This window comes from Streptomyces sp. NPDC048383, assembly GCF_040651775.1.
In the GTDB taxonomy this organism is placed as follows: Bacteria; Actinomycetota; Actinomycetes; order Streptomycetales; family Streptomycetaceae; genus Streptomyces.
Genome location: NZ_JBEZKS010000031.1, coordinates 59707 through 85162, shown reverse-complemented (window position 1 = coordinate 85162; position 25456 = coordinate 59707). Strand labels below are relative to the sequence as shown.

General features: G+C 73.4%; 23 protein-coding genes and 1 riboswitch. Of the genes, 11 read left to right on the top strand and 12 right to left on the bottom strand.

What is annotated here, in order from left to right; translation table 11 throughout:
* Positions 1-77 precede the first annotated feature (77 nt).
* Both AB0D46_RS21645 and AB0D46_RS21640 read left to right on the top strand, forming a co-directional pair.
* Complete coding sequence (locus AB0D46_RS21645) at positions 78-716, top strand: MerR family transcriptional regulator (RefSeq protein WP_362879651.1); 639 nt, start codon at positions 78-80, stop codon at positions 714-716.
* 155 nt (positions 717-871) lie between these two features.
* Positions 872-2302, top strand: coding sequence for a DNA polymerase IV (locus tag AB0D46_RS21640; protein ID WP_362879649.1), 1431 nt, complete (start codon positions 872-874; stop codon positions 2300-2302).
* A gap of 33 nt (positions 2303-2335) precedes the next feature.
* On the opposite strand, the gene AB0D46_RS21635 is transcribed toward AB0D46_RS21640, so the two are convergent.
* The gene (locus tag AB0D46_RS21635; RefSeq protein ID WP_362879647.1) at positions 2336-2758 is read right to left on the bottom strand and encodes a PRC-barrel domain-containing protein; all 423 of its coding nucleotides are present in this window, start codon (positions 2756-2758) and stop codon (positions 2336-2338) included.
* A gap of 87 nt (positions 2759-2845) precedes the next feature.
* Positions 2846-2944: riboswitch (glycine riboswitch) on the top strand.
* A 195-nt stretch (positions 2945-3139) separates the two neighbouring features.
* Here AB0D46_RS21635 and gcvP point away from each other — a divergent pair.
* Positions 3140-6025, top strand: coding sequence for an aminomethyl-transferring glycine dehydrogenase (gene gcvP, locus AB0D46_RS21630; protein WP_362879645.1), 2886 nt, complete (start codon positions 3140-3142; stop codon positions 6023-6025).
* A 112-nt stretch (positions 6026-6137) separates the two neighbouring features.
* Here gcvP and AB0D46_RS21625 read toward each other — a convergent pair whose 3' ends face one another.
* Together AB0D46_RS21625 and AB0D46_RS21620 are read right to left on the bottom strand one after the other, a co-directional pair.
* A complete protein-coding gene (locus AB0D46_RS21625; RefSeq protein WP_007262885.1) occupies positions 6138-6326 on the bottom strand; it encodes a DUF5999 family protein in 189 nt (62 codons plus the stop codon).
* A gap of 270 nt (positions 6327-6596) precedes the next feature.
* On the bottom strand, positions 6597-7217 hold the full coding sequence (locus AB0D46_RS21620; RefSeq protein ID WP_362879643.1) for a hypothetical protein: 621 nt from the start codon (positions 7215-7217) through the stop codon (positions 6597-6599).
* A 496-nt stretch (positions 7218-7713) separates the two neighbouring features.
* Here AB0D46_RS21620 and AB0D46_RS21615 point away from each other — a divergent pair, with 496 nt between their 5' ends.
* Positions 7714-9249 carry a glutamate-cysteine ligase family protein gene (locus AB0D46_RS21615; protein WP_362879641.1) on the top strand — a complete coding sequence of 512 codons (1536 nt, stop codon included), beginning with the start codon at positions 7714-7716 and terminating at the stop codon, positions 9247-9249.
* Between the two features lie 159 nt (positions 9250-9408).
* Positions 9409-10206: a CPBP family intramembrane glutamic endopeptidase gene (locus AB0D46_RS21610; protein WP_362879639.1), complete on the top strand. Its 798-nt coding sequence runs from the start codon at positions 9409-9411 to the stop codon at positions 10204-10206.
* Between the two features lie 28 nt (positions 10207-10234).
* Here the strand turns inward: AB0D46_RS21610 and AB0D46_RS21605 are convergent, their stop codons facing one another.
* Positions 10235-11053 carry a PhzF family phenazine biosynthesis isomerase gene (locus AB0D46_RS21605; RefSeq protein ID WP_362879637.1) on the bottom strand — a complete coding sequence of 273 codons (819 nt, stop codon included), beginning with the start codon at positions 11051-11053 and terminating at the stop codon, positions 10235-10237.
* A 124-nt stretch (positions 11054-11177) separates the two neighbouring features.
* Here AB0D46_RS21605 and AB0D46_RS21600 point away from each other — a divergent pair, with 124 nt between their 5' ends.
* Positions 11178-11528, top strand: a complete 351-nt coding sequence (locus tag AB0D46_RS21600; protein WP_362879635.1) for a helix-turn-helix transcriptional regulator — start codon at positions 11178-11180, stop codon at positions 11526-11528.
* A 122-nt stretch (positions 11529-11650) separates the two neighbouring features.
* Here the strand turns inward: AB0D46_RS21600 and AB0D46_RS21595 are convergent, their stop codons facing one another.
* Positions 11651-12079, bottom strand: a complete 429-nt coding sequence (locus AB0D46_RS21595; protein WP_362879634.1) for an SRPBCC family protein — start codon at positions 12077-12079, stop codon at positions 11651-11653.
* Positions 12080-12250: 171 nt separating this feature from the next.
* Here AB0D46_RS21595 and AB0D46_RS21590 point away from each other — a divergent pair, with 171 nt between their 5' ends.
* Positions 12251-13207, top strand: coding sequence for an EamA family transporter (locus AB0D46_RS21590; RefSeq protein WP_362879633.1), 957 nt, complete (start codon positions 12251-12253; stop codon positions 13205-13207).
* Between the two features lie 295 nt (positions 13208-13502).
* A complete protein-coding gene (locus tag AB0D46_RS21585; protein ID WP_362879631.1) occupies positions 13503-14672 on the top strand; it encodes a DMT family transporter in 1170 nt (389 codons plus the stop codon).
* Here the strand turns inward: AB0D46_RS21585 and AB0D46_RS21580 are convergent.
* Positions 14654-15319, bottom strand: a complete 666-nt coding sequence (locus AB0D46_RS21580; protein ID WP_362879629.1) for a pyridoxamine 5'-phosphate oxidase family protein — start codon at positions 15317-15319, stop codon at positions 14654-14656. The genes AB0D46_RS21585 and AB0D46_RS21580 overlap by 19 nt on opposite strands.
* Positions 15320-15347: 28 nt before the next feature.
* Between AB0D46_RS21580 and AB0D46_RS21575 the strand changes: the two genes are divergently transcribed.
* Positions 15348-16688, top strand: a complete 1341-nt coding sequence (locus AB0D46_RS21575; RefSeq protein WP_362879628.1) for an aminotransferase class I/II-fold pyridoxal phosphate-dependent enzyme — start codon at positions 15348-15350, stop codon at positions 16686-16688.
* A 30-nt stretch (positions 16689-16718) separates the two neighbouring features.
* Here AB0D46_RS21575 and AB0D46_RS21570 read toward each other — a convergent pair whose 3' ends face one another.
* Positions 16719-16979 carry a hypothetical protein gene (locus tag AB0D46_RS21570; RefSeq protein WP_362879626.1) on the bottom strand — a complete coding sequence of 87 codons (261 nt, stop codon included), beginning with the start codon at positions 16977-16979 and terminating at the stop codon, positions 16719-16721.
* Between the two features lie 28 nt (positions 16980-17007).
* On the bottom strand, positions 17008-18036 hold the full coding sequence (locus tag AB0D46_RS21565) for a DMT family transporter (protein WP_362879624.1): 1029 nt from the start codon (positions 18034-18036) through the stop codon (positions 17008-17010).
* A gap of 74 nt (positions 18037-18110) precedes the next feature.
* Between AB0D46_RS21565 and AB0D46_RS21560 the strand changes: the two genes are divergently transcribed.
* On the top strand, positions 18111-19013 hold the full coding sequence (locus AB0D46_RS21560) for a LysR family transcriptional regulator (protein WP_362879623.1): 903 nt from the start codon (positions 18111-18113) through the stop codon (positions 19011-19013).
* Between the two features lie 33 nt (positions 19014-19046).
* Here AB0D46_RS21560 and AB0D46_RS21555 read toward each other — a convergent pair whose 3' ends face one another.
* Positions 19047-19505 carry a pyridoxamine 5'-phosphate oxidase family protein gene (locus AB0D46_RS21555; RefSeq protein ID WP_362879621.1) on the bottom strand — a complete coding sequence of 153 codons (459 nt, stop codon included), beginning with the start codon at positions 19503-19505 and terminating at the stop codon, positions 19047-19049.
* A 75-nt stretch (positions 19506-19580) separates the two neighbouring features.
* Here AB0D46_RS21555 and AB0D46_RS21550 point away from each other — a divergent pair, with 75 nt between their 5' ends.
* A complete protein-coding gene (locus AB0D46_RS21550) occupies positions 19581-20201 on the top strand; it encodes a cysteine hydrolase (RefSeq protein ID WP_362879620.1) in 621 nt (206 codons plus the stop codon).
* A gap of 20 nt (positions 20202-20221) precedes the next feature.
* Here AB0D46_RS21550 and AB0D46_RS21545 read toward each other — a convergent pair whose 3' ends face one another.
* From AB0D46_RS21545 to AB0D46_RS21535, 3 genes are read right to left on the bottom strand one after another with little or no spacing between them, the layout of a single operon-like run.
* Positions 20222-22057, bottom strand: coding sequence for an ABC transporter ATP-binding protein (locus tag AB0D46_RS21545; RefSeq protein ID WP_362879618.1), 1836 nt, complete (start codon positions 22055-22057; stop codon positions 20222-20224).
* Entirely contained in the window at positions 22054-23742 is a 1689-nt protein-coding gene (locus AB0D46_RS21540) for an ABC transporter ATP-binding protein (RefSeq protein WP_362879616.1), read from the bottom strand. The genes AB0D46_RS21545 and AB0D46_RS21540 overlap by 4 nt, the downstream gene beginning before the upstream one ends.
* Positions 23739-25277: an AMP-binding protein gene (locus tag AB0D46_RS21535; protein ID WP_362879615.1), complete on the bottom strand. Its 1539-nt coding sequence runs from the start codon at positions 25275-25277 to the stop codon at positions 23739-23741. Before AB0D46_RS21535 ends, AB0D46_RS21540 begins: the two co-directional genes overlap by 4 nt.
* Positions 25278-25456: the final 179 nt, after the last annotated feature.

Sequence of the window (25456 nt, the reverse complement as noted above, 5' to 3'; positions counted from 1 at the left end):
CCGAGTGTGGCGATCGTTGACGCACCCCTGGTCACTGCCTACCGTCAAGGTGGGCAGGTCAAGGACGGAGGGTCGGCGTGAGGATCACGGGCGACGGTACGACCGGGGGCACCCCCGCACGGAGTGATGGTGGGCCGTACCCGCTGCACGGCGGCGCGGCCGGGCCCGCGCACCGTCAGCCGGCGTCCACGCCGGTCGGGCCGGTGAGCGACGCCCCGGCGCCGGAGGAGGTCGGCTACCGAGGCCCCACGGCGTGCGCGGCGGCCGGCATCACGTACCGGCAGCTCGACTACTGGGCGCGGACGGGGCTGGTGGAGCCGAGCGTCCGGCTCGCGTACGGATCCGGCACGCAGCGGCTGTACAGCTTCCGTGACGTGGTGGTCCTCAAGATCGTCAAGCGCTTCCTGGACACCGGGGTGGCGCTGCAGAGCATCCGCACCGCCGTGCAGCACCTGCGGGACCGGGGTTTCCAGGACCTGGAGCGCATGACGCTGATGAGCGACGGCGCGACCGTGTACGAGTGCACCTCGCCGGACCAGGTGGTGAGCCTGCTCCAGGGCGGGCAGGGCATCTTCGGCATCGCGGTGGGCGTGGTCTGGCGGGACGTGGAGAACGCCCTGTCGCAGCTGCACGGGGAACGCGTGGACACCGGCGAGACCTTGGTCGGCCAGAATCCGGCCGACGAGCTGGCCGCGCGCCGGAACCGGGCCGTCTGATCGCGGCCGCCTGATCGAAGCCGTGCGATGCGGCCCGGCTGATCCGGTTCTTCCGGGGGCTCGGCCCTCGTGGAGGGCCGGGGAGGTGCCTGCGTCGTCGCGTCCGCCGCGGTGATGTCAGTGGCCGTGTCAGTGCCGTAGGGGAGCATCGGGCTGTGAGATCCGCCCCGACCATCCTGCACCTGGACATGGACGCCTTCTACGCCTCGGTGGAGCAGGCGTCGAAGCCCAGCCTGCGCGGGAAGGCCGTGATCGTGGGGGGTCTCGGACCGCGCGGTGTGGTGGCCACGGCCTCCTACGAAGCCCGGCGGTTCGGCGTCCACTCGGCGATGCCGATGGCCCAGGCCCGCAGGCTCTGCCCGAACGGGGCCTGCCTGATCCCCCGGTTCAGTCTCTACCGCGAGGTCAGCGAGCTGGTCATGGGCCTGCTGCGGGAGCTGTCCCCGCTGGTCGAGCCGCTCAGCCTGGACGAGGCCTTCGTGGACCTGGAGGCGGGCGGGGTCGCCTTCGACGCCGCCGGGGCCCGGGCGGTGGGGGAGCGGCTGCGGGCCGACATCACGGCCGCCACGGGGCTCAGCGGCTCGGTGGGGCTGGCCGGATCGAAGATGCTCGCCAAGGTGGCCTCCGAGGAGGCCAAGCCGGACGGGCTGCTGCTCATCGAACCCGGCACCGAACGGGACCTGCTCGCGCCGATGTCGGTGCGGACCCTGCCCGGGGTGGGGCCGGCCACCGGGGAGCACCTGCGCCGGGCCGGGATCACCACCGTCGGGGAGCTCGCCGAAGCCGGGGAGGACGAACTGGTCCGGATGGTCGGCAAGGCGCACGGGGCGGGGCTGTACCGGATGGCGCTGGGGCTGGACGACCGGCCCGTGGTCGCGGAGCGGGACGCGAAGTCCGTGTCGGTCGAGGACACCTTCGACGTGGACCTGCACGACCGGGTACGGATCCGCAACGAGGTGCGGCGGCTCGCCGACCGGTGCGTGGGCCGGTTGCGCGCCTCCGGGCACTCGGGTCGGACCATCGTCCTCAAGGTGCGGCGCTACGACTTCTCGACGCTGACCCGCTCCGAGACCCTGCGCGGCCCGACGGACGACCCGGCCGTGGTGCGGGAGGCGGCGGCGCGGCTGCTGGAGGGCGTGGACACCACCGGCGGCGTACGGCTCCTCGGGGTCGGGGTGACCGGCCTCGCGGACTACACGCAGGAGGACCTCTTCGCCCAGGTGCGCGCCGCCGAGGCGGACACGGATCCGGGCGTCGCGCTGGAGAGCGGGGCCGTCGTGCCGGACGGGGCGGACGCGGCGTCCGGGACCGCCGGGGCAGGAGCGGCCGTAGGGGGCCCGGAGGGCGGCGGAGCGGCCGTGGCCCCGGTCGGGAGCCCGGAGGGGAGTCCCGTGCGGCACTGGGCGGCGGGGAGCGACGTACGGCACGCGGTGTACGGGCCCGGCTGGGTCCAGGGCAGTGGGGTCGGTCGGGTGACCGTACGGTTCGAGGGGCCCGGGTCCCCGCCCGGTCGGGCCCGGACCTTCCGGGTGGACGACCCCGAACTGGAGCCGTCCGATCCGCCGGCCCTGGTGGGTCCGGGCTGAAGGGTGTTGCACAACCTTTGGGCCGCGTCCGTCCTAACCCCCGCCCGCCGGCCGGCCCGCGTCGCGGCGGCGCTTCCTGGTGGGTGGGGGCGCGGCGTGCTGGAACTCCGAGGGGAGGATCACGTCGAGGCCGTAGTGGTGGTAGAGCTGGAGCTCCTGCTCGGGGGAGAGGTGGCGGCCCACCCCGAAATCGGGGGCGTCCTTGATGAGGGAGCGTTCGAACGGCACGCGCAGGGTGTCGTCCACCACCTCGCTGGGTTCCAGGGGGACGAAGGCGTCCCGGCCGAAGAGGCCGGTCCGTACGGCGGCCCACTCCGGAACGCCCGTGGCGTCGTCGAGGTAGACCTCGTCCACGGTGCCGATCTTGGCGCCGTTCCGGTCGAACGCCTTGCGGCCGATCAGGCTGCGCGGATCGATGTCGGTCTGCACGGTCCCTCCACAGGGTCGCAACTCCATCCGTAATCACTACAAAAGTGCATATCCGCAGACGAGGCCACTCGAGGGAGGGTCCAGATCCTCGCTGGTAGGCTGGGTGACGGCTGTTGACCCTGTGCGGGAGAGTCCTCCGAGTGAGTTCGACGGAGGCGCCGAAGGAGCAAATCCTCCCCGGAATCTCTCAGGCATACGTACCGCACGTGAAGAGGCCACTCTGGAAAGCAGGGGCGGATCCGGGACGCAGTGCCGGCTCCTCTCCTCACCGACGGTGAAAGCCGGACCCCGTGGGCGATCCCCGCGCGGCCCGGTGAAGCTCTCAGGTTGAGATGACAGAGGGGGAGGCCGTCCGGGTGCCCGCGCCGTGGTGCCCCTCGCAGGTCGTACGACCAGGAGGCCTCCGTCATGACCGCCAACCGCATTCCGCTCTCCCAGCTGGAGCGAGGCATCCCCTTCGAGCAGCGCCATATCGGCCCGGACGCCGAGGCGCAGGCGAAGATGCTCGCCCAGGTGGGCTACGGCTCCCTGGACGAGCTCACCGCCGCAGCGGTACCGGATGTGATCAAGACCGCCGACGCGCTGAACCTGCCCGAGGCGCGGACCGAGGCGGAGGTGCTCGCCGAGCTCCGCTCGCTCGCCGACCGCAACCAGGTCCTGTCCCCGATGATCGGCCTCGGCTACTACGGCACCTTCACCCCGCCGGTCATCCTGCGCAACGTCATGGAGAACCCGGCCTGGTACACGGCGTACACGCCCTACCAGCCGGAGATCTCGCAGGGCCGGCTGGAAGCCCTGCTGAACTTCCAGACCGTCGTCGCCGACCTGACCGGTCTGCCGACCTCCGGCGCCTCCCTCCTCGACGAGGGCACCGCCGCCGCCGAGGCGATGTCTTTGGCCCGCCGGGTCGGCAAGGTCAAGGGCGGCGTCTTCCTGATCGACGCCGACGCGCTGCCGCAGACCATCGCGGTGATCGAGACCCGCGCCGAGCCCACGGGCGTCGAGGTCGTCGTCGCCGACCTGTCGGACGGCATCCCCGCCGAGATCGCCGAGCGCGGCGTCTTCGGCGTGCTGCTCCAGTACCCCGGTGCCTCCGGCGCCGTCCGGGAGATCAAGCCGGTCATCGACCAGGCGCACGAGCTCGGTGCCATCGTCACCGTCTCCGCCGACCTGCTCGCCCTGACCCTGCTGACCTCGCCGGGCGAGCTGGGCGCGGACATCGCCGTCGGCACCACCCAGCGCTTCGGCGTCCCCATGGGCTTCGGCGGACCCCACGCCGGCTACATGGCCGTCCAGGCCAAGCACGCCCGCTCCCTGCCGGGCCGGCTCGTCGGAGTCTCCGTCGACGCGGACGGCAACAGGGCGTACCGGCTGGCGCTGCAGACCCGTGAGCAGCACATCCGCCGCGAGAAGGCCACCAGCAACATCTGTACCGCACAGGTGCTGCTCGCCGTCATGGCCGGCATGTACGCCGTCTACCACGGTCCGGACGGGCTGCGGACGATCGCCCGCCGCACCCACCGCTACGCCGCCCTGCTCGCCGCGGGCCTGACGGCCGGCGGGGTCGAGATCGTGCACGGCTCGTACTTCGACACGCTCACCGCCCGGGTTCCCGGCAAGGCCGCCGAGGTCGTCGCCGCCGCCCGCGCCGCCGGTGTCAACCTGTTCCAGGTCGACTCCGACCTGGTCTCCGTCGCCTGCGACGAGACCACCCTGCGCGCCGACGTCGAGGCCGTCTGGGGCGCCTTCGGGGTCAGTGCCGACCTGGAGGCCCTGGACGCGACCACGGCCGAGACCCTCCCCGAGGCCCTGCTGCGTTCGGACGAGGTCCTCACCCACCCGGTGTTCCACCAGCACCGCTCCGAGACCGCGATGCTGCGCTACCTGCGCAAGCTGTCGGACAAGGACTACGCGCTGGACCGCGGCATGATCCCGCTGGGCTCCTGCACGATGAAGCTCAACGCGACGACCGAGATGGAGCCGGTGACCTGGCCCGAGTTCGGCCAGCTGCACCCGTTCGCCCCGGTCGAGCAGGCGGAGGGGTACCTCACGCTCATCACCGAGCTGGAGGAACGTCTCTGCGAGGTGACCGGCTACGACAAGGTCTCCATCCAGCCGAACGCCGGCTCGCAGGGCGAGCTCGCCGGCCTGCTGGCCGTCCGCGCCTACCACCGGGCCAACGGCGACGAGCAGCGCACCATCTGCCTCATCCCGTCCTCCGCGCACGGCACCAACGCGGCGAGCGCCGTGATGGCCGGCATGAAGGTCGTCGTCGTCAAGACCGCCGACGACGGCGAGGTGGACGCGGCCGACCTGCGCGCCAAGATCGAGCAGTACCGCGACGAGCTGGCCGTGCTGATGATCACCTACCCGTCGACGCACGGTGTGTTCGAGGAGCACGTCGCCGACATCTGCGCCCAGGTGCACGAGGCCGGTGGCCAGGTGTACGTCGACGGCGCCAACCTGAACGCCCTGGTGGGCCTGGCCAAGCCCGGTCACTTCGGCGGCGACGTCTCGCACCTGAACCTGCACAAGACCTTCTGCATCCCGCACGGCGGTGGCGGCCCCGGCGTGGGTCCGGTCGGCGTCCGGGCGCACCTGGCTCCGTACCTGCCGAACCACCCGCTCCAGCCGACGGCCGGTCCCGAGACGGGCGTCGGCCCGATCTCGGCCGCGCCGTGGGGCTCGGCGGGCATCCTGCCGATCTCCTGGTCGTACGTACGCCTGATGGGTGGTGAGGGTCTCAAGCGCGCCACCCAGGTGGCGGTACTGGGCGCGAACTACATCGCCAAGCGTCTGGAACCGCACTACCCGGTGCTGTACACCGGCCCGGGCAACCTGGTCGCGCACGAGTGCATCATCGACCTGCGTCCGCTGTCGAAGTCGACGGGCGTGAGCGTGGACGACATCGCCAAGCGTCTGATCGACTACGGCTTCCACGCGCCGACGATGTCCTTCCCGGTCGCCGGCACCCTGATGATCGAGCCGACGGAGTCCGAGGACCTCGCCGAGATCGACCGCTTCTGCGACGCGATGATCGCCATCCGCGGCGAGATCGACCGGGTCGCGGGCGGCGAGTGGCCGGCCGACGACAACCCGCTCGCCAACTCCCCGCACACCGCCGCGTCGCTGGGCGGCGAGTGGAACCACCCGTACACCCGGGACGAGGCCGTCTTCCCGGCCGGCGTCACGCCCGCCGAGAAGTACTGGCCGCCGGTGCGCCGCATCGACGGCGCGTTCGGTGACCGGAACCTGGTGTGTTCCTGCCCGCCGCTGGACGAGTACGACAACTGATCCCGGATGACGGCGTGACGGGGCGCGGACCCGCGGGGCCGACGCGCTGAGGGGGCCGTTCCCGGAGCACATGCTCCGGGAACGGCCCCTTCTTCCGTTCGATCCGGTCCGCTCAGGCTGCCGCGAGCGGGCGGTGCGGCGCGATGATCTGTCCGTCCGGCAGGAGTTCACCGGTGTCCTCGAAGAGCAGGACGCCGTTGCACAGCAGGCTCCAGCCCTGCTCCGGGTGGTTGGCCACCGGGCGCGCGGCCTCCCGGTCGGCGGACTCTGATGACGGGCAGGCAGGCTGGTGCTGGCACATGGATGCGTTCTTTCGCTGCGTTGTGGTCTGTTCGCTACGGCTCGATGCGTGATTCATGGCCGTCCCCCTGGGTCGTCCCCGCACCTGCGGGGAGGATGGGCTCAGTCTTCCCCCAGGACGGCTGCTTCGCAGGTATTTCCCGGCAGCTGTCCTCATGGATTGAGGACGCATCACCCGTGCGGGCGGTTCAGGCCAACTCCCCTGTCATTTCGGATGGTTCGCGAGTGGTCCCGACGGACTAGGCCGAATGGGCAGTCCGGGTGGCTGCGGTCAGGCCGCCGGCGCGGCTACGGGGGGCGGTACGGGAGGGGCCTGCCGGGTCAGCCGGTGCGTCAGTACGGGTAGGAGTTCGGACACGGTGTGCGGCCGGAACGCGGCGATGCCGGGAGGCGCCGGGGCGAGCGGAACCAGCAGGTCGGCGGCGGCGGGCAGACCGGCCGCGGCGTCGGCGCCCACCGCGCCGTGCAGCCACAGGGTCAGCATGTACAGCTCCGGTACGGACAGCAGGCGCGGCTGGTAGCCGGTCCCCAGCGACTCGGCCTGGCGCAGGGCCCGTTCGGTGGCGGTGACGTAGGGCCCCTCGAAGAAGTGGGAGAAGGTCCAGCCGTCCGCGGTGAGGCGGGTGTCGGCCGCGGCGACGAAGCGGTCCCCGCTGCGGATCAGGAACCGCCACGCGGTGAGCCGGGTGCGCGGGGGCCTTCCGCCGGCCGTGGGGTTCGGCGCGTGCAGCCGGTCCATCACGTGCACCGGAAGGGGCAGTTCGGCGGTCAGCGGGCCCTGGACCGTGCGCAGGGCCGGGGTGTGCGCCTCGTGGACGGCGGTGGGGGAACCGAGTGCCGCGAGGACGCTGCGCAGGGCGGGCGCGGGAGCCGGAGGGACATGCAGCGGCATGGTGGGTCGCCTCTCACTTGGGAGACCTGGGGTGCGGGGGAAGGAACGGGACGGCGCTGTCGCATTCTGGGGCCAGAGGGGGGCTGAGGGGCAATGACCGCGCGCCAACTCTCTGCCTCGATAGCGGAGTTTATACGACGCGTGTTCACGCAGTGTTTCGGCTAGCTGTCCCGGCTATTGCCGACAAGTCGCTTACCGGCCCCGCTGCGGAGCCATTCGTGCCGCCTGGGCGCAGACCTGCCGCGCTGACCTCGGAGGCTACCCGAAGGGGGCTCGGCTGGAAAGCGTCGGTTATCCGGAACCGGCAAAGTCGACGCGGAATTTGCAGAGGGCGACTTGCCAGGTGAATGTGCCGAAGCGCCCATCCGGCCATACCGGCGCGCGCTCCTGTCCGAGGGGTGGTCATCGGCGTTATCGATCACGGCGCCTGGGCATCATCGACCGTACATGCGCGCCTGGGGGCACAAGGCCGGGCCAGTCGAGGAGGGACGCTTCGATGGGGGAGAAGGTCGTGGCAGGCGGATTCGACCTGTCCGATCGGCATCGGTATCGGAGGAAGCTTCACGAGTGCCTGGAGGGACTGGAGCGGCTTCTGGCGGAGAAGAGGTTCGATCGCCCCAAGAACATGATGGGGCTGGAGATCGAATTGAATCTCGCGGGTGCCGACGGTTTGCCGCGAATGATGAATGCCCAGGTGTTGGAGCGGATAGCCAGCCCCGATTTCCAAACCGAACTCGGATTGTTCAACCTGGAGGTCAACGTACTTCCGCACCGCCTCGAAGGCCGGGTATTCGACCAGCTCGCGGAGGAACTGAGTGCGGGTCTGCACTACGCCCACCGGCAGGCCGCGGAGATCGACGCGGGGGTGGTGATGATCGGGATCCTGCCGACGCTGTCCCGCGCGGACCTGGCGCCCACCAACCTCTCGGCGGTGGACCGCTACTCGCTGCTGAACGAGCAGATCCTGATGATGCGGGGGGAGGACTTCACCCTCGACATCGACGGGGTGGAGCGGCTGACCTGGAGCACCGGGTCGATCGTGCCGGAGGCCGCCTGTACCTCCGTACAGCTGCACCTGCAGGTGACTCCGGCGCGGTTCGCGGACGTGTGGAACGCGGCGCAGGCGGTGACCGCCGTCCAGATCGCGGTGGGCGCCAACTCGCCCTTCCTGTTCGGGCGCGAGCTGTGGCGCGAGTCGCGGCCGCCGCTGTTCACGCAGGCCACCGACACCCGGCCGCCCGAGCTGCAGGCCCAGGGGGTGCGGCCGCGGACCTGGTTCGGGGAGCGGTGGGTGGATTCGGCGTACGAACTGTTCGCCGAGAACCTGCGCTACTTCCCGGCGCTGCTGCCGATCTGCGACGAGGAGGAACCGCTGCGGGTGCTGGCCGACGGCGGGGTGCCGGGCCTGCGGGAACTGGTCCTGCACAACGGCACGGTCTACCGCTGGAACCGGCCCGTCTACGGGGTCGCCGACGGGGTGCCGCACCTGCGGGTGGAGAACCGGGTGCTGCCGGCCGGTCCGACCGTCACCGACGTCGTCGCCAACGCGGCCTTCTACTACGGGCTCGTGCGCACCCTCGCCGACGAACAGCGCCCGGTGTGGACCCGGATGCCGTTCACCGAGGCCGAGGCCAACTTCGACGCCGCCTGCCGGTACGGGATCGACGCCCGGCTGCGCTGGCCGCGGCGGGGGCGGGCCGGGGGACTGGTGAGCGTACCGGCGGTGAAGCTGGTGCTGGACGAGCTGCTGCCGATGGCCGCGGCCGGGCTCGACGCGTGGGGGATCGCGGCCGCAGACCGGGACCACTACCTCGGAATCATCGAGGAACGCTGCCGGCGTCGGGTGAACGGGGCGACCTGGCAGGTGGACACCTACCACCGGGCCCGCGCCGGTGGACTGGAGCGGGACGCCGCGCTCGCGGCGACCACCCGCCGCTACAGCGAGCTGATGCACCGAGGTGAGCCCGTGCACACCTGGCCCGTCGGCATCGCGGAGCGGGAGGTGGACCCCGCGACGGTGGCCGGCCGCTGAGCGGGGCGCGGGCCGGTCCGCCGGTCCGCGCGCCGTCGGTCGGCCCCCCGATCCTGCCGTGATGATCCCCTCCGGCCGCCGAGGAGGCAGTATGGGGTGATCGGAACAGGACGTCGCGGCGGGGTGGCTCGCAGCGGGACGGCGAGACGGGAGTCGGACGTGCGCGCGGAGCCGGTGGTGGTGGAGCTGGGCGAGGACGGGCGACGGCGGGGAGTCCTGCGCACCGAGACGCTCCTCGTGCTCGCGCTGTCGCTCGGCGCGAGCGGAGTCTCGGCGCTGATCAGCTTCATCGGTTCGCTGACCAAGCCGGGCGGCCTGAAGGACCAGGCCGCCACGCTCAACGGCTCGTACGCGCCTGGCCGGCCCTGGCTGGACCTCGCCTGGCAGTTGTTCGGCATCGCGTCGGCGCTGGTCCCCGTCCTGCTGGTGGCGCACCTGCTGACCCGCGAGGGGGCGCCCGGGCTGCGGGTCCTGGGCTTCGACCGGACCCGGCCGTGGCAGGACCTGGGCCGGGGGGCGCTCGTGGCCGCCGGGATCGGCAGCGCCGGACTCGCCTTCTACCTGGCCGCCCGCGCGACCGGCTTCAACCTGACGGTCGTGCCCGAGGCGCTGCCCGACGTGTGGTGGAAGTTCCCCGTACTGATCCTCTCCGCCCTGCAGAACTCCGTGGTGGAGGAGGTCATCGTGCTGGCCTACCTGCTGCGCCGGCTCGACCAGTTGGGCTGGTCGCCGATGGCGGCGCTGCTGGCCAGCTCCGTGCTGCGCGGCTCGTACCACCTCTACCAGGGCATCGGCGGGTTCATCGGCAACATGGTGATGGGCGTCGTCTTCGTGCTGGCGTACCGGCGCTGGGGGCGGGTGGGGCCGCTCGTCGTCGCGCACGCGCTGCTCGACATCGTCGCCTTCGGCGGGTACGCGCTGCTCGCGGGCGAGGTGGACTGGCTGCCCACCCCGTAGGCCGCGCCCACCCGGGCCCCGAGGGGCCTCAGGGCGCGGTGAGCAGCTCGCCGTCCAGGACGGTGACGGCGTGCCCGGTCAGGAGGGTGCGCTCGCCGGCGAGGGTGACGCGGACCAGACCCGTACGGGCTCCGCCCTGCCGGCCGGTCATCGTGGTGCGACCCAGGCGGGCGGCCCAGAAGGGGGCGAGCGCGGTGTGCGCGCTGCCGGTGACCGGGTCCTCGTCGATGTGGACGGCGGGGAAGAAGCCGCGCGAGACGAAGTCGTACCCCAGGGAGGGGTCCTCGGCGACCGCGGTGGCAATGACCCCGCGGCGGGAGTGGGCGCGCAGGGCGGCGTGGTCGGGGGTCAGCTCCCGTACGGTCCGCTCGTCCGCCAGCTCCACCAGCAGGTCGCCGACGTGGTCGGAAGTGTCGTGGACCGACGTGATCCCGGCGCCCAGCGCGCGGGCCACCTCGGGGTCCGGGTCGATCGGCGTCAGGGTGGACGTCGGGAAGTCCATGGTGATCGAGCCGTCCTCGGCGGCCCGGGCGGTGAGGACGCCGCAACGCGCCGCGAAGCGGATCAGGCCCTGCGCGAGGCCGGCCGAGCCGAGGACGTGGGCGGTCGCGAGGGTGGCGTGTCCGCACATGTCGACCTCGGCGGCCGGGGTGAACCAGCGCAGCGCCCAGTCCGCGTCCCCGCCGGGCGGCAGGGGGTGGGCGAAGGCGGTCTCGGAGAGGTTCAGTTCGGCCGCCACCTGCTGGAGCCAGGAGTCCGGGGGGAAGGGGCCGTCGAGGAGCAGGACTCCTGCGGGGTTCCCGTGGAAGGGGCGGTCGGTGAAGGCGTCGACGATTCGGATGCGCATGCCCTCGACGGTAGGGCGGCGCCCGGGGCGCGGACAAAGGCCAATTCGGGCTGGCTGGCCTGGCCGCGGGGGTGGGTGGGTTACGGGTGCGGGGTGGCTCCGGTGGCTCCGGTGTCGGCCGCCGGTGTCGGTTGCGGGGTGGAAGCCCAGCCCCGGTTCGGTCTACCCGACCCTCCAGCTCCTGGAGGACGAAGGGCTCATCGTCAGTGAGAGCGAGGGCGGCAAGAAGCTGTTCACCCTCACCGACACCGGTCGCACCGAGGCCGAGTCCGGTCCGGACGCCCCCTGGGCGGACGCCGGGCGGGGCTTCGACTTCGAGGCGATGCACGACGTCCGCACGGCCGGGGTCGGTCTGATGGAGGCCGCCTTCGGGCAGGTCTTCAAGACCGGCTCGCCCGAGCAGCGGGAGAAGGCCCTCGCCGTGATCAACGACGCCCGCAAGAAGCTCCACCTGATCCTTGCCGACGAGCACTGAACCGCCGGCCCGACCTCGCCCGGGCGCCGGGCGGACGTACGGCGGCGCGCCCCGCGAGAAGCCTCGCGGGGCGCGCCGTCATGCGTACGGGGTGAACCGGCCGCGGTCGCCGCGTGCCGGGGTCAGACGACCAGTCCGGCCAGCTTGCGCAGCGACTCGTTCAGCGCCGCGGTGGCCGAGTCCTTGAGCTTGCCCGCCATCAGGGACACGGCGGCGCCCGTGAACTCGCCGTCGATGCGGACCGTGGTGGCGTCGCCGTTCGGGGTCAGCGTGTAGCGGGTCAGCACGGCCACGCCCATGGGGCCCTTGCCGGTGATGGCGAACAGGCGCTCGTCCTCCAGCTCCGAGACGGTCCACAGGACCTCGGCGGGGAAGCCCATCATCTTCATGTTCTCCGCGAAGGTGGCGCCGAGCGCGAGGGTCTCGGGACCGCCCTTCGGGAAGTTGGTGTGGGTCATGCTCCACTTGTCGTACGCGTCCCAGTCCGTCAGCTGGGCCCAGAGCTGCGCGGCGGGCGCCTCGATGCGTGATTCCGCGGTGACTTCAGCCATGCGTCCACCCCTTCTCGTCGGGTACGTGCGGCGGAAGGTAGTCCCGGCGACCCCAACATTCAATACTGACGACCTGTCAGGTTCGGAGGTTCGCCGGTGCCCGGGTCTCGGCTGCGTCTCAACAGGCGTCACGGTCGTGACGGTGCTGACCGGTCCTGCCATGATGGCCCGATGCAAGCGTCAGGGAAGAACGCCGGACTGGGCCTGGCCCTCGTCTCGGCGTGTGCGTTCGGTGGTTCGGGGGTCGCGGCGAAGCCGCTGATCGAGGCGGGTCTGGACCCGCTGCACGTGGTCTGGCTCAGGGTGGCCGGGGCGGCGTTGGTGCTGTCCCCGCTGGCCTGGCGGCACCGCGATCTCGTCCGGCGCAAGCCGCTGCTGCTCGCCGGCTTCGGGCTGATCGCCGTCGCCGGTGTGCAGGCGTTCTACTTCGCCTCCCTGTCCCGGATTCCCGTCGGCGTGGCCCTGCTCCTGGAGTACCTGGGGCCGGCCCTGCTGCTCGGCTGGATCCGCTTCGTCCAGCGCAAGCCCGTGACCCGGGCGGCCGCGGCGGGGGCGGCGGTGGCCGTCGTCGGTCTGGCCTGCGTCGTCGAGATCTGGTCCGGTCTGAGCCTGGACCCGCTCGGCGTGCTGCTCGGTCTCGCCGCCGCCTGCTGCCAGGCCTTCTACTTCGTCTTCGCGGACCAGGGCGCGGACGGGGAGGACGTGCCCGACCCGATGGGCGTGATCGCGTACGGAATGATCATCGGGACCCTGGTGATGACCGTGATCGCCCGACCGTGGCGGATGGACTGGGGGGTGCTGAGCGGGTACGCCTCCCTCGACGACCTCGTGGTGCCCGCGTACGCGCTGCTCGGCTGGGTGGTGCTGGTCGCCACCGTCTTCGCGTACGTCACCGGAGTGGTGTCGGTGCGCAAGCTGTCCCCGCAGGTGGCGGGCGTGGTGGCGTGCCTGGAGGCCGTCATCGCCACCGTCCTCGCGTGGGTGCTGCTGGGCGAACACCTCTCGCTGCCGCAGATCATCGGCGGGGCGCTGGTGCTGAGCGGTGCCTTCATCGCGCAGTCCGCCCGGCCGACGCCGCCGGCCGCGGTCGATCCCGCCGTGCTCGACCCGGAGCACACCCGGGTGTGACGCGGTGGCGGGCCGCCGATCCGGTCGGGCCGCAGGCGGACCGCGTAGGGTACGCACCATGCCTTTGACCGTACTTCCGCCTCCCGCCGCCTAGGTCCTGTCCGGACGCTCTCGTGGATCCCGCCCGTCGTGCGGGTGTCCGCAGAGATTTCCGCGCAGGATCTGGCGCGGGTGGCCGCTCCCTTGAGGACCACCCGTCCCGGCCGCCCTTCGACGGCCCGGGGCGGGTTCGTGCTGCCCGCGAAGTGATGACCGTTCCTCTCATCCTTCACTTCACGCATGCGCGGAGATCCACGTGTCGAACCATTCGCCCGCTTCAGGGCGCGATCTGCTGTACCTCGTCGTCGCCGGAGTCGCCTGGGGCACCGCCGGGGCCGCCGCCTCACTCCTCTTCCTGGCCAGTGACCTCGGTCCGCTCGCCCTGTCCTTCTGGCGGTGCGCGGGCGGGCTCGTCGTGCTGCTGGCGGTGCTCGCCGTACGTCGCGCCGGAGCCCTGCGCCGCTCCGGTGCCGTACGTCGCGCCGGAGCCCTGCGCCGCTCCGGTGCCGTACGTCGCCCCGCAGGCGGCCGGGAGGAGGCGGGCCGGCCGTCCGTCCCTTCGCTCATCGGGACCGGCCTGCTGTTCACCCTGTTCCAGGCCGCGTACTTCGGCGCCGTGCGGGAGACCGGCCTGGCCGTCGGCACCGTCGTGACCCTGGGCGCGGGGCCCGTACTGATCGCGCTCGGCGGCCGGTACTGGACGGGCGAGCGGCTGGGCCGGGGCGGAGCGGCCGCCGTCGGCGGCGCGCTCGCCGGACTGGCCGTGCTCGTGCTGGGCTCCGGCGGCGGGGAGGTGCGGCCGCTCGGGGTGTTCTGGGCGCTGCTCTCGGCCGCCGGCTACGCGGCGATGACGCTGCGGGCGCGCCTGCTCGGGCGGCGCGGGGAGGGCGGGGACCCGCTCGTCACCACCGCGTGGTCGGTCGGGGTGGGCACGGTGTGCCTGCTGCCGCTCGCCGTGGTGGAGGGGCTGGTGCCGCACACCGCGGACCCGGCGCGGGTGCTGTGGCTGCTGGTGTACGTCGCCACCGTGCCGACGGCGCTGGCGTACGCGCTCTACTTCACCGGCGCCGCGTCGGTGCGGGCCGCGACGGTGTCGGTGATCATGCTGATCGAGCCGGTGAGCGCGGCGGCGATCGCGGTCGGGCTGCTCGGGGAGCGACTGACCGGGGCCGTGGTGCTGGGCACCGTGCTGCTCCTCGCGGCCGTCGGCGCGCTGATCGGGGCCGAGGCGCGCGGGGCGCGCGGGACGCGCGTGCCCGTGGGCGAGGCGGCCGGACCCGGGGGCGAAGGGGGCGAGGCGGCCGGACCCGGGGGCGAAGGGGGCGAGGCGGGCGGACCCGTGCGCGAAGGGGGCGAGGCGGGCGGACCCGGGGGCGAGCCGGTGGAGATCCGGTCCGCCCCGGAGGTTCAGAGCGCGGCGAGGTAGTCCGGCGCGGCGATGCCGGGGGCCAGATCGGCCGCCGGGACCGGCGTCCCGTACGCCGGGGCGACCGGGACCACGCCCGACCAGAACGGCAGGTCCAGGTCCTCGGCGTCGTCGTTCGGGCCGCCGGTGCGCAGCTTCGCCGAGACCTCCTCCAGGTCCAGCCGGATCACGGCCGTGGCGGCCAGTTCCCGGGCGTTCGCGGGCCGCGAGTCGGCGGAGCGGCCGGGAACCACGTGGTCGACCAGGGCGTCCAACGCCATCCGGCACTCGGCCTCGTCGGTGACCTGGTGGGCGGTGCCGTGGACGACCACCGAGCGGTAGTTGAGGGAGTGGTGGAAGGCCGAGCGGGCCAGCACGAGGCCGTCGACGTGGGTCACCGTCAGGCAGACCGGCAGGCCCGGGTCGGCCTTGCCCGCGGCGAGCAGCGGCCGGGAGCCCGTGGAGCCGTGGACGTACAGGGTGTCGCCGACCCGTCCGAAGAGGGTGGGCAGGACCACGGGCGCGCCGTCCCGGATGAACCCGAGGTGGCAGACGTAGGCCTGGTCGAGTATCGAGTACACGGTCTCCCGGTCGTAGCGCGCCCGGTCGCGGGAGCGGCTGGGGACGGTGCGGTCGGTGGGCTCGTAGGCGGCGGGCGTGGTGGTCATGGTGCGAACTCCGTTGTACTAGTGCATAATGTTGTTTGTGCTAGGAGAGTATCGGATCAGTGGGCGTCGCGCATCGGAAATCGCGGCCAGTGTCGAAGCGGGCGTCGGATCGGGCGCCCTGGAGCCGGGGGCGCTGTTGCCGGCGATGCGGGAGTTGGCCGGTGAGTTGGGGGTGAACCCCAACACCGTGGCCGCCGCGTACCGGACGCTGCGCGAACGCGGAGTCATCGAGACGGACGGCCGGCGCGGCAGCCGGGTGCGCCGGCGGCCGGCCACCGCCCCCCGGAGCTCGTTGCGGATGGTCGTGCCCGAGGGGGTGCGGGACGCCGCCCAGGGCAACCCCGACGTGTCCCTGCTGCCCGCGCTGGACGGGCCGCTCGCGGCGGCCGCCCGGCGGTACGCGCAGGAGCCGACCCTGTACGGGCAGGACCCCGTGGTCCCGGAACTGGCGCGCGTCGCCCGGGCCGGGTTCGAGGCGGACGGCGTCCCGGCCGGGGCCATGGCCGTGACCTCGGGTGCGCTGGACGGCATCGAGCGGGTGCTGGCCGCCCACCTGCGGCCCGGCGACGCGGTGGCCGTGGAGGACCCGGGCTGGGGGAGCGTGCTCGACCTCGCCCCCGCGCTGGGGCTGCGGGTGCTCCCGGTCGCCGTCGACGACGACGGTCCGCTGCCGGACGCGGTGGCCCGGGCGCTGGCCGAAGGGGCCCGGGCCCTGGTGGTGACGGCCCGAGCGCAGAACCCGACGGGGGCGGTGGTCGACGCGGGGCGGGCCGCGGTCCTGCGGGAGTTGCTGGCGGGCCACCCCGACGTGCTGGTCATCGACGACGACCACGGTCACGGGATCGTGGACCTGCCGCTGTGCGCGCTGAGCGGCGCCACCCGGCACTGGGCGCTGATCCGCTCCACGTCGAAGGCGTACGGCCCGGACCTGCGGTTGGCCGTGCTGACCGGTGACACGGTGACGATGGACCGGGTGCGCGGTCGGCAGGGGCTGGGCCCGGGGTGGGTGAGCCGACTGCTCCAGTACGCCGTGGTGGAACTGTGGGCCACCGGCGCCGTCGACCCGGCTGTGGTGGCCCGCTCGTACGCGACCCGACGGGACGCGCTGGTCGCCGCGCTCGCGGAGCGGGGGGTACGGGCGCACGGGCGCAGCGGGATGAACGTGTGGGTGCCGGTGTCCGACGAGACGGCCGTGGTGACGCGGCTGTTGACGGCGGGCTGGGCGGTGACGGCGGGAGCCCGGTTCCGGGTGGAATCGGGGCCCGCGGTCCGGATCACCGTCTCCGGGCTCACGCCGGCCGAAGTGCCCGTACTGGCCGACGCGGTGGCGTCGGCGGTACGTCCCGTACTCGGCGGGCGCCGGGACTGAAACGGGGGCCGCCCCGCCCGGGGAGGCCCCTCAACTCGCGTGTTCGACCAGGGATACCACCAGGAAGAGGAAGCCGCAGGCGCCGATGATCCCGCCCAGGAAGCGGTAGACCCCGGGGGACATGATCCGCGCGGGCGGGCCCGGTTCACCGCGCGCGGGCGTCGACAGCTCGCCGGCGGCCGCCGCCCGCCGCGCCAGGGCGTCGGCGGAGCCGCGCAGGTTCGTGGCCACCCAGGTTCCGCAGGCGAGCGTGACGGAACCGATGACGAACAGGGCGAGGGCTGGGCTCACGGTGTTCCCCCGGAGAGACGTACGGTGATCATCGCCGCCAGGGTAGGGCCGCCCGACGGGCCCCCTGCGGGCGGGGGGCCTTCGGACCGGGGGTCCTCGGGCGGGCCTGGGTGAGGGCGGCGCCGGCCAGCACGACGGCCGCGCCGACCGGGGTGTTCCAGTGCAGCTGCTCGCCGAGGACGAGGACGCCCGCCGTGGTCGCGATCACCGGGATGAAGTAGGTGACCATCTGGGCCGTGGTCGGGCCCACCTCTGTCACCAACTGGTACTGCATCTGCAGGGCCATGCCCGTGCCGAGGGCGCCCAGGGCGATCACGGACAGTGTCGGCCACAGCGGGAACGAGACCGGCGCCGAGGTGAACATCGCGCTGACGGCGGCCAGTTGGACGGTCGAGATCAACAGTTGGGCTCCGGTGAGCGCCACCGGTGAGCCCGGAACGGAGGCCAGCGTACGGCGTACCCAGATCCAGCCGATCGGGTAGCAGAGCGCCGCGAGCAGGGCGAGCGCCGTGCCCTTGGCGTCGATCCCGGCGAAGCCCTGCCAGGCGCCGAGCACGGTCAGGACGCCGAGGAAGCCCAGGCCCAGCCCGGCGAAGCGGCGTCGCGTCGGGCGGTCCTCGGAGAGGGCGACCAGGGACAGGGCCATGCCCCACAGCGGGGAGGTGGCGTTGCAGATGCCTGCCAGGCTCGACGGGATGCTGAGTTCGGCGTAGGCGAAGAGCGAGAACGGGGCGGAGTTCAGCAGCAGCGCCGCCACCGTGAGGTGCGCCCAGGTGCGCGCCGTCCGGGGCAGCGGCTCGCGGCGCACCAGCAGTACCGCGAGCAGCGCCAGCGCCCCGAAGAACACCCGGCCGAGCGCGACGTGGAAGGGGGCGTAGCCCTGCGTGCCCACCTTGATCAGGAGGAAGCTGAAGCCCCAGATCACCGAGAGGAGGACGAAGCGCAGCCGCCAGTCCAGCCCGGAGCCGGCGGCGCGCGGTCGGCCGGCGGGCGTCGCGGCCGGCGCCGGGGTGGCGGAGGGAGGAAGGGCGGGGCGGGAAGGGGCGGGTGCGCTCATGCGGCTTACTCTCCAGCGCCCGACCTCGTAGGACAAGCGAGATTTCTTGGGAGCGACGACGTAGCATCGCTTACATGTTGAACCTGGAGCGCCTGCGCACCCTCGACGCCCTCGCCCGCCATGGATCCGTCAGCGGGGCCGCCGGTGGTCTCCACGTGACCACCTCCGCCGTCTCCCAACAGATGGCCAAGTTGGAGCGGGAGGTCGGTCAGCCCCTGCTGACCAAGAACGGGCGCGGGGTGCGGCTCACGGACGCCGGACGGCTGCTGGCGGGGCACGCGGCCCGGATCATCTCCCAGGTGGAACGTGCCCAGGCCGATGTGGAGGCCCAACGGGGCTGCGCGGTCGGAGAGTTGCGGATCGGGGCCTTCCCCACGGCCATGCGCGGACTGCTGCCCCGCGCCCTGACCTCCCTGCGCGAGGGCCATCCCGAACTGCGGGTCCTCGTACGGGAACGGGAGCCCGAGGACAGCATGGCCGCCGTCGTGCGCGGGGACCTCGACATGGCCCTGGCCATCGATTGGCACAACAAGCGCATGCCGGTGCCCGGCGAGCTGACCCGAACCCATCTCCTGGACGACGGCGTCGACATCGCGGTCCCGGCAGGCCATCCGCTCGCCGATCGCGCCGACATCTCACTGGCCGAGTGCGCCGACGACGACTGGATCTCCTGGAACGAGGGGCAGTTCTGTCACGAGTGGCTGGTCTTCACGTTGCGGGGGGTCGGCGTCGAGCCCCGCATCCGCCACATCGCCGAGGAACACCACACCCAGTTGGCCTTCGTGGAAGCCGGGTTGGGTGTGTGCGTGACCCCCAGGTTGGGCCGCGGTCCCGTACCGCCCGGCGTCAGGCTGCTCCCCGTCGGCGACACCGTACGCCGCCACGTGTACGCCGTCTGGCGGACCGACGCCGGCCGCAGGCCCTCGATCCGGGCCGCGGTCGAGGCGCTGCACGAGGCGGCGGCCGGTGTCGGGTGATGGCCCGCGCTCCCGGAGCGGGCGCCCGCGCCGTCAGATCTTGCGGAAGTCCCATGACACCACCGAGTCCGGGGTGAGCCGGATCCAGGCGTGCCGGCCGTCGTGCGGCATGTCCTCGATCCCGAAGTTCTTCACCGGGAAGAGCCGCTCCGCACCGGCCAGTTCCGGGCAGGGCTCCCCGGTCCGGGGCGCCTCACCGACGAAGACGACGCTGCCGGACAGCTCCACCCCGCGCAGCTCGTCGTAGGACTCCCCGGAGTCGACGACCACCGACACCCGCGGATCCGCCCGCAGGTCGGACCAGCGCCGACTGCGGGTGATCGAGTACAGCCACAGCGACGTGCCGTCCCAGACGAACCACAGCGCGCCCACGTGCGGGCGCCCGTCGGGGGAGACCGTGGCCACCCGGCAGGTCCGCTGCTCGCGCAGGAAGGCGTCCACCTCCCCGTCGGTCATCATGATGCGGCGTCCCCGCCGTTGGGTGCCGTCCATCCGCCCACGTCCCTTCACATCTGACTACGTGTCAGGAATCATGGGGGCTCTCACGCCGCCGCACCAGGGGGAGCCATGCCGGATCTCGATCCCGCCACCACCGCGCTGCTCACCGTCGAATGCCAGAACGGCGTCGTCGGCGAGGAGAGCGCCCTGCCCGAACTGGCCAAGGCGGCACGGGACTCCGGCATGCTGGACCGGGTCGCCGCGCTGGCCGACGCCGCGCGCCGGGCCGGCGTACAGGTGGTGCACGCGGTCGCCGAACGGCGGCCGGACGGGCGCGGGGCCAATGCCAACGCGCGGCTGTTCCGCGCCGCCGGGAAACTACCCGTGCGCCAACTGTCGGGCACCCGGGCGGTGGAGATCGCGCCCCCGATCGTGGTGGCCGAGCAGGACCTGATGGTGCGCCGGCTGCACGGACTGTCCCCGATGGCCGGTACCGACCTCGACGCGCTGCTGCGCAACGTCGGCATCCGCACCCTCGTCGTGACCGGCGTCTCCTCCAACATCGCGATCCCGAACACCGTCTTCGACGCCGTGAACCTCGGCTACCGGGTGGTCGTGCCGGCGGACGCCATCGCGGGCGTGCCCGCCTCCTGTACCGACGAGGTGATCCGCAACTCGCTCGTCCTCGTCGCGTCCGTCGTCACCACCGACGAACTGCTCCGGCAGTGGGCCCCCGCAGCCGCGCGCTGAGCGCGCCCCGGCGGCCGGCCTCAGGTGCGGCGCGCCGCGTCCCAGGAGCGCCACAGCGCCGCGTAGGCCCCGTCGGCCGACAACAGCTCGTCATGACTGCCCAGCTCGACGATCCGGCCGCCGTCCATGACCGCGATCCGGTCGGCGTCGCGCACGGACTCCAGACGGTGCACGATCGAGATGACCGTGCGCCCCTCGATCAGCGCGGCGAGCGAACGCTCGACCCGGCGCGAGGCGGAGGAGTCCAGCAGCGCGGTGGCCTCGTCGAGAACCAGCGCGTACGGGTCCGACAACAGCAGTCGGGCCAGGGCCAGTTGCTGGGCGTGCGACGGGGACACCAGGGCCGCGCCCGGCCCGATTCCGCTGTCCAGCCCGTCCGGTAGGGAGCGGACCCAGTCCGCGAGGAGTACGGTCTCCAGCGCCTGCCACAGCCGCGCGTCCTCCGCGTCGCCGGCCCCGGCGTCGTCGTACGCCAGCAGCAGGTTGTCCCGTACCGTCCCGGTGAACACGTGCTGCTCCTGCGTGACGAGCACGATCTCCCGCCGCAGTTGCTCCACCGGCAGGGTGGTGAGGTCGGCGCCGCCGATCCGTACCGTCCCGCGGGTGGCGTGGTGCACGCCCGCGAGCACCTTGCCGAGGGTGGACTTGCCCGCGCCGGAAGCCCCCACGACCACCAGGCGTTCACCGGCGGCGACTTCGAGGTCGATGCCGGTGAGGACCTGGCGGCCCGGTCCGTAGCCGAAGTCGACCCCCGCCAGGCTGATGGCGTGGCCGTCGACGTCCGCCGGCGGCTGCCGCACCTCGCGGGGCAGGCGCTCGACACCGAGGATGCGCCGGAGCGCGGCGTTGCCGATCTGGAGTTCGTCGGTCCAGGTCAGCAGGTCGTTCAGCGGCTCGCCGAGGGCCTGGACGTACAGCACGACGGCGGTCAACTCCGCCAGTCCCACCTCGCCGCGCTGGTAGGCGAGCCCGCCGATGAGGAGGGTGAGCGCCATCGGGACCATCGTGGCCAGGTCCAGGCTCGGGAACCAGATGGCCTGCAGCCAGGTGGTGCGCTGTCGGGTGCGCACCACCCGGTCCACGGCCGCGCCGTGGCGCCGGAGCTGGCGTGCGCCCAACCCGAGGGCCTCGACGGTGGCGGCGCCGCGCGCGCTCTCGTGGGTGACGGCCAGCACGTCGGCCTCCTGGGCGAGGAGGCGCTCGTACGCGCGGGTCGCGCGCGGCCGGTACCACCACGTCGACAGCGCGGCGAACGGTACGCCGGCCAGCAGTCCGAGGGCGAGCAGCGGCGAGGTGAGCAGGATGGCCGCGAAGGTGAAGACCAGGGTGACGGCGGCCAGCGCGATGCGGGGCACGGCCTGCCGGATGCTCTCGTTCAGCCGGTCGGCGTCGGTGGTGGCGCGGCTGAGCAGGTCACCCGTACCGACCGCCTCCACCTCGGACAGCGGCAGCCCGAGGATCCGGCCGACGAAGTTCTCCCGGGTACGGGCGAGGACCCGTTCGCCGAGCAGGGTGGCCCGGGTGCGGGCGGCGCGGGCGAGCAGCGCGTGCCCGAGCAGGATGGCGACGAAGGCGAGGGCCAGGACGTCGACCCGGCCGGTGGTGGTGCCGTTCTTGACGGATTCGACGAGGTGCCCGAGCAGGCGGGGTCCGACCAGGCCGGCCACCAGGGCGGCGGCGAACAGGGCGAAGGTCAGCGCCAGTCGGCGGGCCTCGCCCCGGAGGAAGACGCGGATCCAGGCGCGGACCTCGGCCCGGTCGGCGAGCGGCAGCCGGCCGGCGCCACCGGGTGCGGCGACGGGCTCCGGGCCGGTGTCGGGACCCGGAGCGGGCGCCCGGACGGGGGTGGTGGTCATGAGGGCACTCCCGTGGAGCGGTCGGGGCCGCCGGGGGCGGGCTCGGCGTCGAGGCGGACCACGTGGTCGGCGGCGCCCCGCCACAGTGGGCTGTCGCTGAAGACCACCGTGGTCCGGCCGGCGCGCAGGGCGGCGACCCGGTCGACGATCCGGGCCTCGGTGTGGGCGTCGACGGAGGCGGTGGGATCCTCCAGGACCAGCAGGTCGGTGGCCGCGAGCAGGGCACGGGCGAGGACCAGCCGCTGGCGCTGCCCACCGGACAGGGTGCGGCCCCCCTCGTCCAGCCAGGCGTCCGGGCCCCCGGGCAACGCGTCGACGACGTCGGCGGCGTCGGCCGCGAACAGGGCCCGGGCCACGGCTTCGCGGGACCGGGCGGACCCGGCCGTCAGCTCCTCCCGGACGGTGCCGCTGAACAGGACGTCGGCGGGGCCCGAACGCAGCGACCGGGCGGCCAACTCGTCGGGATCGGCCCGCTCCAGGGGTACCCCGCCCAGCAGGACGGTCTCCGCGCCGCCGGCGCCGGGCCGGCTCAGCCGGTCGGCCAGCTCGCCGGTGCGGTCGGCGGGCGCGGTGACCACGGTGAGGCGACCGGCGGCGGCGGTGATCCCGGTGTCCGCGTCGACCACCGCGAGGGCGCCGGCCGGCAACGGTTCGGGCCGGGCCGGTCGGACGGTGTCGGGGGTCAGCCGCAGCAGGGCGCAGACGCGGCCGGCGGCGACCTTGGCGAGGCTGAGGGTCTCGGCGGCCTCGGTGGCGGTGCTGACCGGAAGGGTGAGGAAGGCGGACGCGCCGTAGAACGCGATGAGTTCACCGGCGGTGATGGTCCCCTCCAGCGCGAGTCGGGCGCCCAGCCAGACGATGCCGACGGTGACCAGCCCGGGCAGGAGCACGCCGGCCGCCTGGAGCCAGGCCTCCATCCGGCCCGCCGACTCACCGGCCCGCCGCACCTGCTGACTGGTGCGCCTGAACCCCTCGGCGAAACCGGCCTCGCCGCCGATGCCGCGCAGGATGCGCAGGCCGGCCACGATGTCGCCGGCCTGGGAGGTGGCGATGCCCATCTGCTCGCGCTGCGCCTCGTCGCGCTCCTGGAGCGGCCGCAGCAAGGGGCCGATGCCGAGGACGGCGGCGGGGACACCGATGAGTACGGCGAGTCCCAGGACGGGCGAGGTGACCGTGAGGGCCACCGCCACCAGGACGGCGGCGACGACCGCCCCGATGGTGCGGCCGACGACCTCGAAGGCGTTGCCGATGCTCTCCACGTCGGCGGCCGCTGAGGCCGCCACGTCCCCCGAGCGGGCCTTGCCGCGCAGGGCCGCGCCGAGCCGTACGACCTGCCGCATCAGTACGCGGTGCGTGACCGACAGGGCGTGCGCCTCGGCGCCGACGGCGGCCTGGATGAGGCCCGCGCCCGCGACGGCCTGGAGGACGCCCAGGCCCAGGGTGAGCAGCGCCCACAGGTACAGCCCGACCTGCCCGTCGGCCCGGCCCGCCTCGTCGATGGCCCGCCCGATGACCAGCGGTATCAGGGCGAGGGGGACCATCCACAGGGCGCCGAGCACGGCGGCCAGGACCATCGGCCAGGGGCGGATCCGGGCCAGCCACCACAGGTAGGCCCAGGGCCCGTGGGCGTCCGCCTCGGGCACGTCGGCGGGGTCGACCGAGGCGTCGAAGAGTCGGTTGCTCACAGGTACCGGTCCCGGGTGCCCGCGCGGTCGACCTTGCCGGTACGGGTGTGCGCCAGTTCGGGCACCACGAGGATCCGGTCGGGGACGAACGGGCCGGGGACGGTGGCCCGCAGCCGCTCGCGCAGCGCCGCCGCGGCGGCCGCGGGGTCCGGGGGCGGCCCGCCCGCGGCGGGCTCCCGTACGTCGTGCGACCCGGTCGCCGGCACCACGAAGGCGACCAGGACCGTGTGCTCACCCTTGTCGTGCGCCACGGCGGCGACGGCCGTCACCCCCGGTAGGGCGCCCAGGGCCCCCTCGACGTCCAACAGGTCCACCCGGTGCCCGCGGATCTTGACCTGGTGGTCGACGCGGCCGTGGAAGACGAGCGAGCCGTCGGCGCCCTCGGAGACGAGGTCCCCGGTGCGGTACCACCGCTCGGCGCCGCCCACCGGCCCGGACTCGACGAACCGGGCGGCGGTGCGCACCGGATCGTCGACGTAACCCGTGGCCAACTGAGGTCCCGCCACCAGGAGTTCACCCGGCCCGTGGGGCGCGTCCGGCCTCGGCTCGACGCGCTGGCGTACCGAGGGCAACGGGCGGCCGATCGGCAGCCCGTCGGGGAAGTCCGCGGGCGCGCCCGGGCCGGCGAGGACGGCGCTGTGGGTGACCAGCGCGGTCTCCGTGGACCCGTAGGTGTTGAGCAGGACGACGTGGTCGGCGCCGAGCCGCCGCCAGCGGTCGAGCATGTCGGGTCGGACGGCCTCGCCGCCGATCACGACGGTCTCGACGGACCCGGGCAGGGAGCGGCCGGTGTCCAGCAGGTGGCGGGTCCAGAGGTGCCAGTAGTCGACGGGCAGGTTGACGAGGGTGACCTCGTGCTCGGTCAGGACCCGGTCGAGGTCCGCCTCGCTGTCCTCGTCGAGGACGACGAGACCGCCGGCCAGCAGGGTCGGCAGGATCTCCTCCAGGCTGGTGTCCCCGTCCACCCGGTGGAAGTTGAGGGCGACGGTGCCGGGCCCGACGCCGTACTGCCGGCTCAGGTGCGGCAGCACGGCGTGCAGCGCCCCGTGCGGGACCACCGCTGCCTTGGGGGCGCCGGTGGAGCCCGAGGTGAACAGCACGTACGCGGGGTCCTGCAGCCGTACGGACTCGCCGGCCGCGCGCGGCGGACCGTGCGAGCGGCCCCAGTTGGGTCGAAGGACCCGGTCGACGGCCGGTATCCGATCGGTCCCGGCGGTGGTGATGATCTCCCGGCAACCGAGGGACTTCAGGGCCCGGTCGGCGTGGCCGGCCGGCCCGTCGCCGACCGGGACGTACCCCCGGCCGGCGGCGAGCGTACCGAGGACCGCCGCGATGTCGCGGACGCTGTGGTGCGTGTGGATGGCCACCGGTGGTGCGCCGGGCGGGGTTCGGCCGGCCACCAGGTCGGCCACCGCCCCGGCCCAGCGAGCGAGTTGGCCGTATCCGACGGTCACTCCGTTGTCGATCACCGCGGGCCGGTCCGGATCCGCGTGGGCGATGGCGAAGAAGGGGTCCAGCACGCTGGGCAGGGTCATGGCAGGAGTCTTCCGGTCCGTCCGTGGGGTGGTGCAGGGGTGCCCGGGTCGAAGGGGGCGGTCTGGGGCCGTCGCGCCCGGATCCCGCCGGTCGGGCGGGCGGCGCGGGGCGGGCGGCGCGGGTCGGGCGAGATCCGGAAGTGACCGCCTGGTGCTGTGGCGGGAAAGGTTTGCCGGGT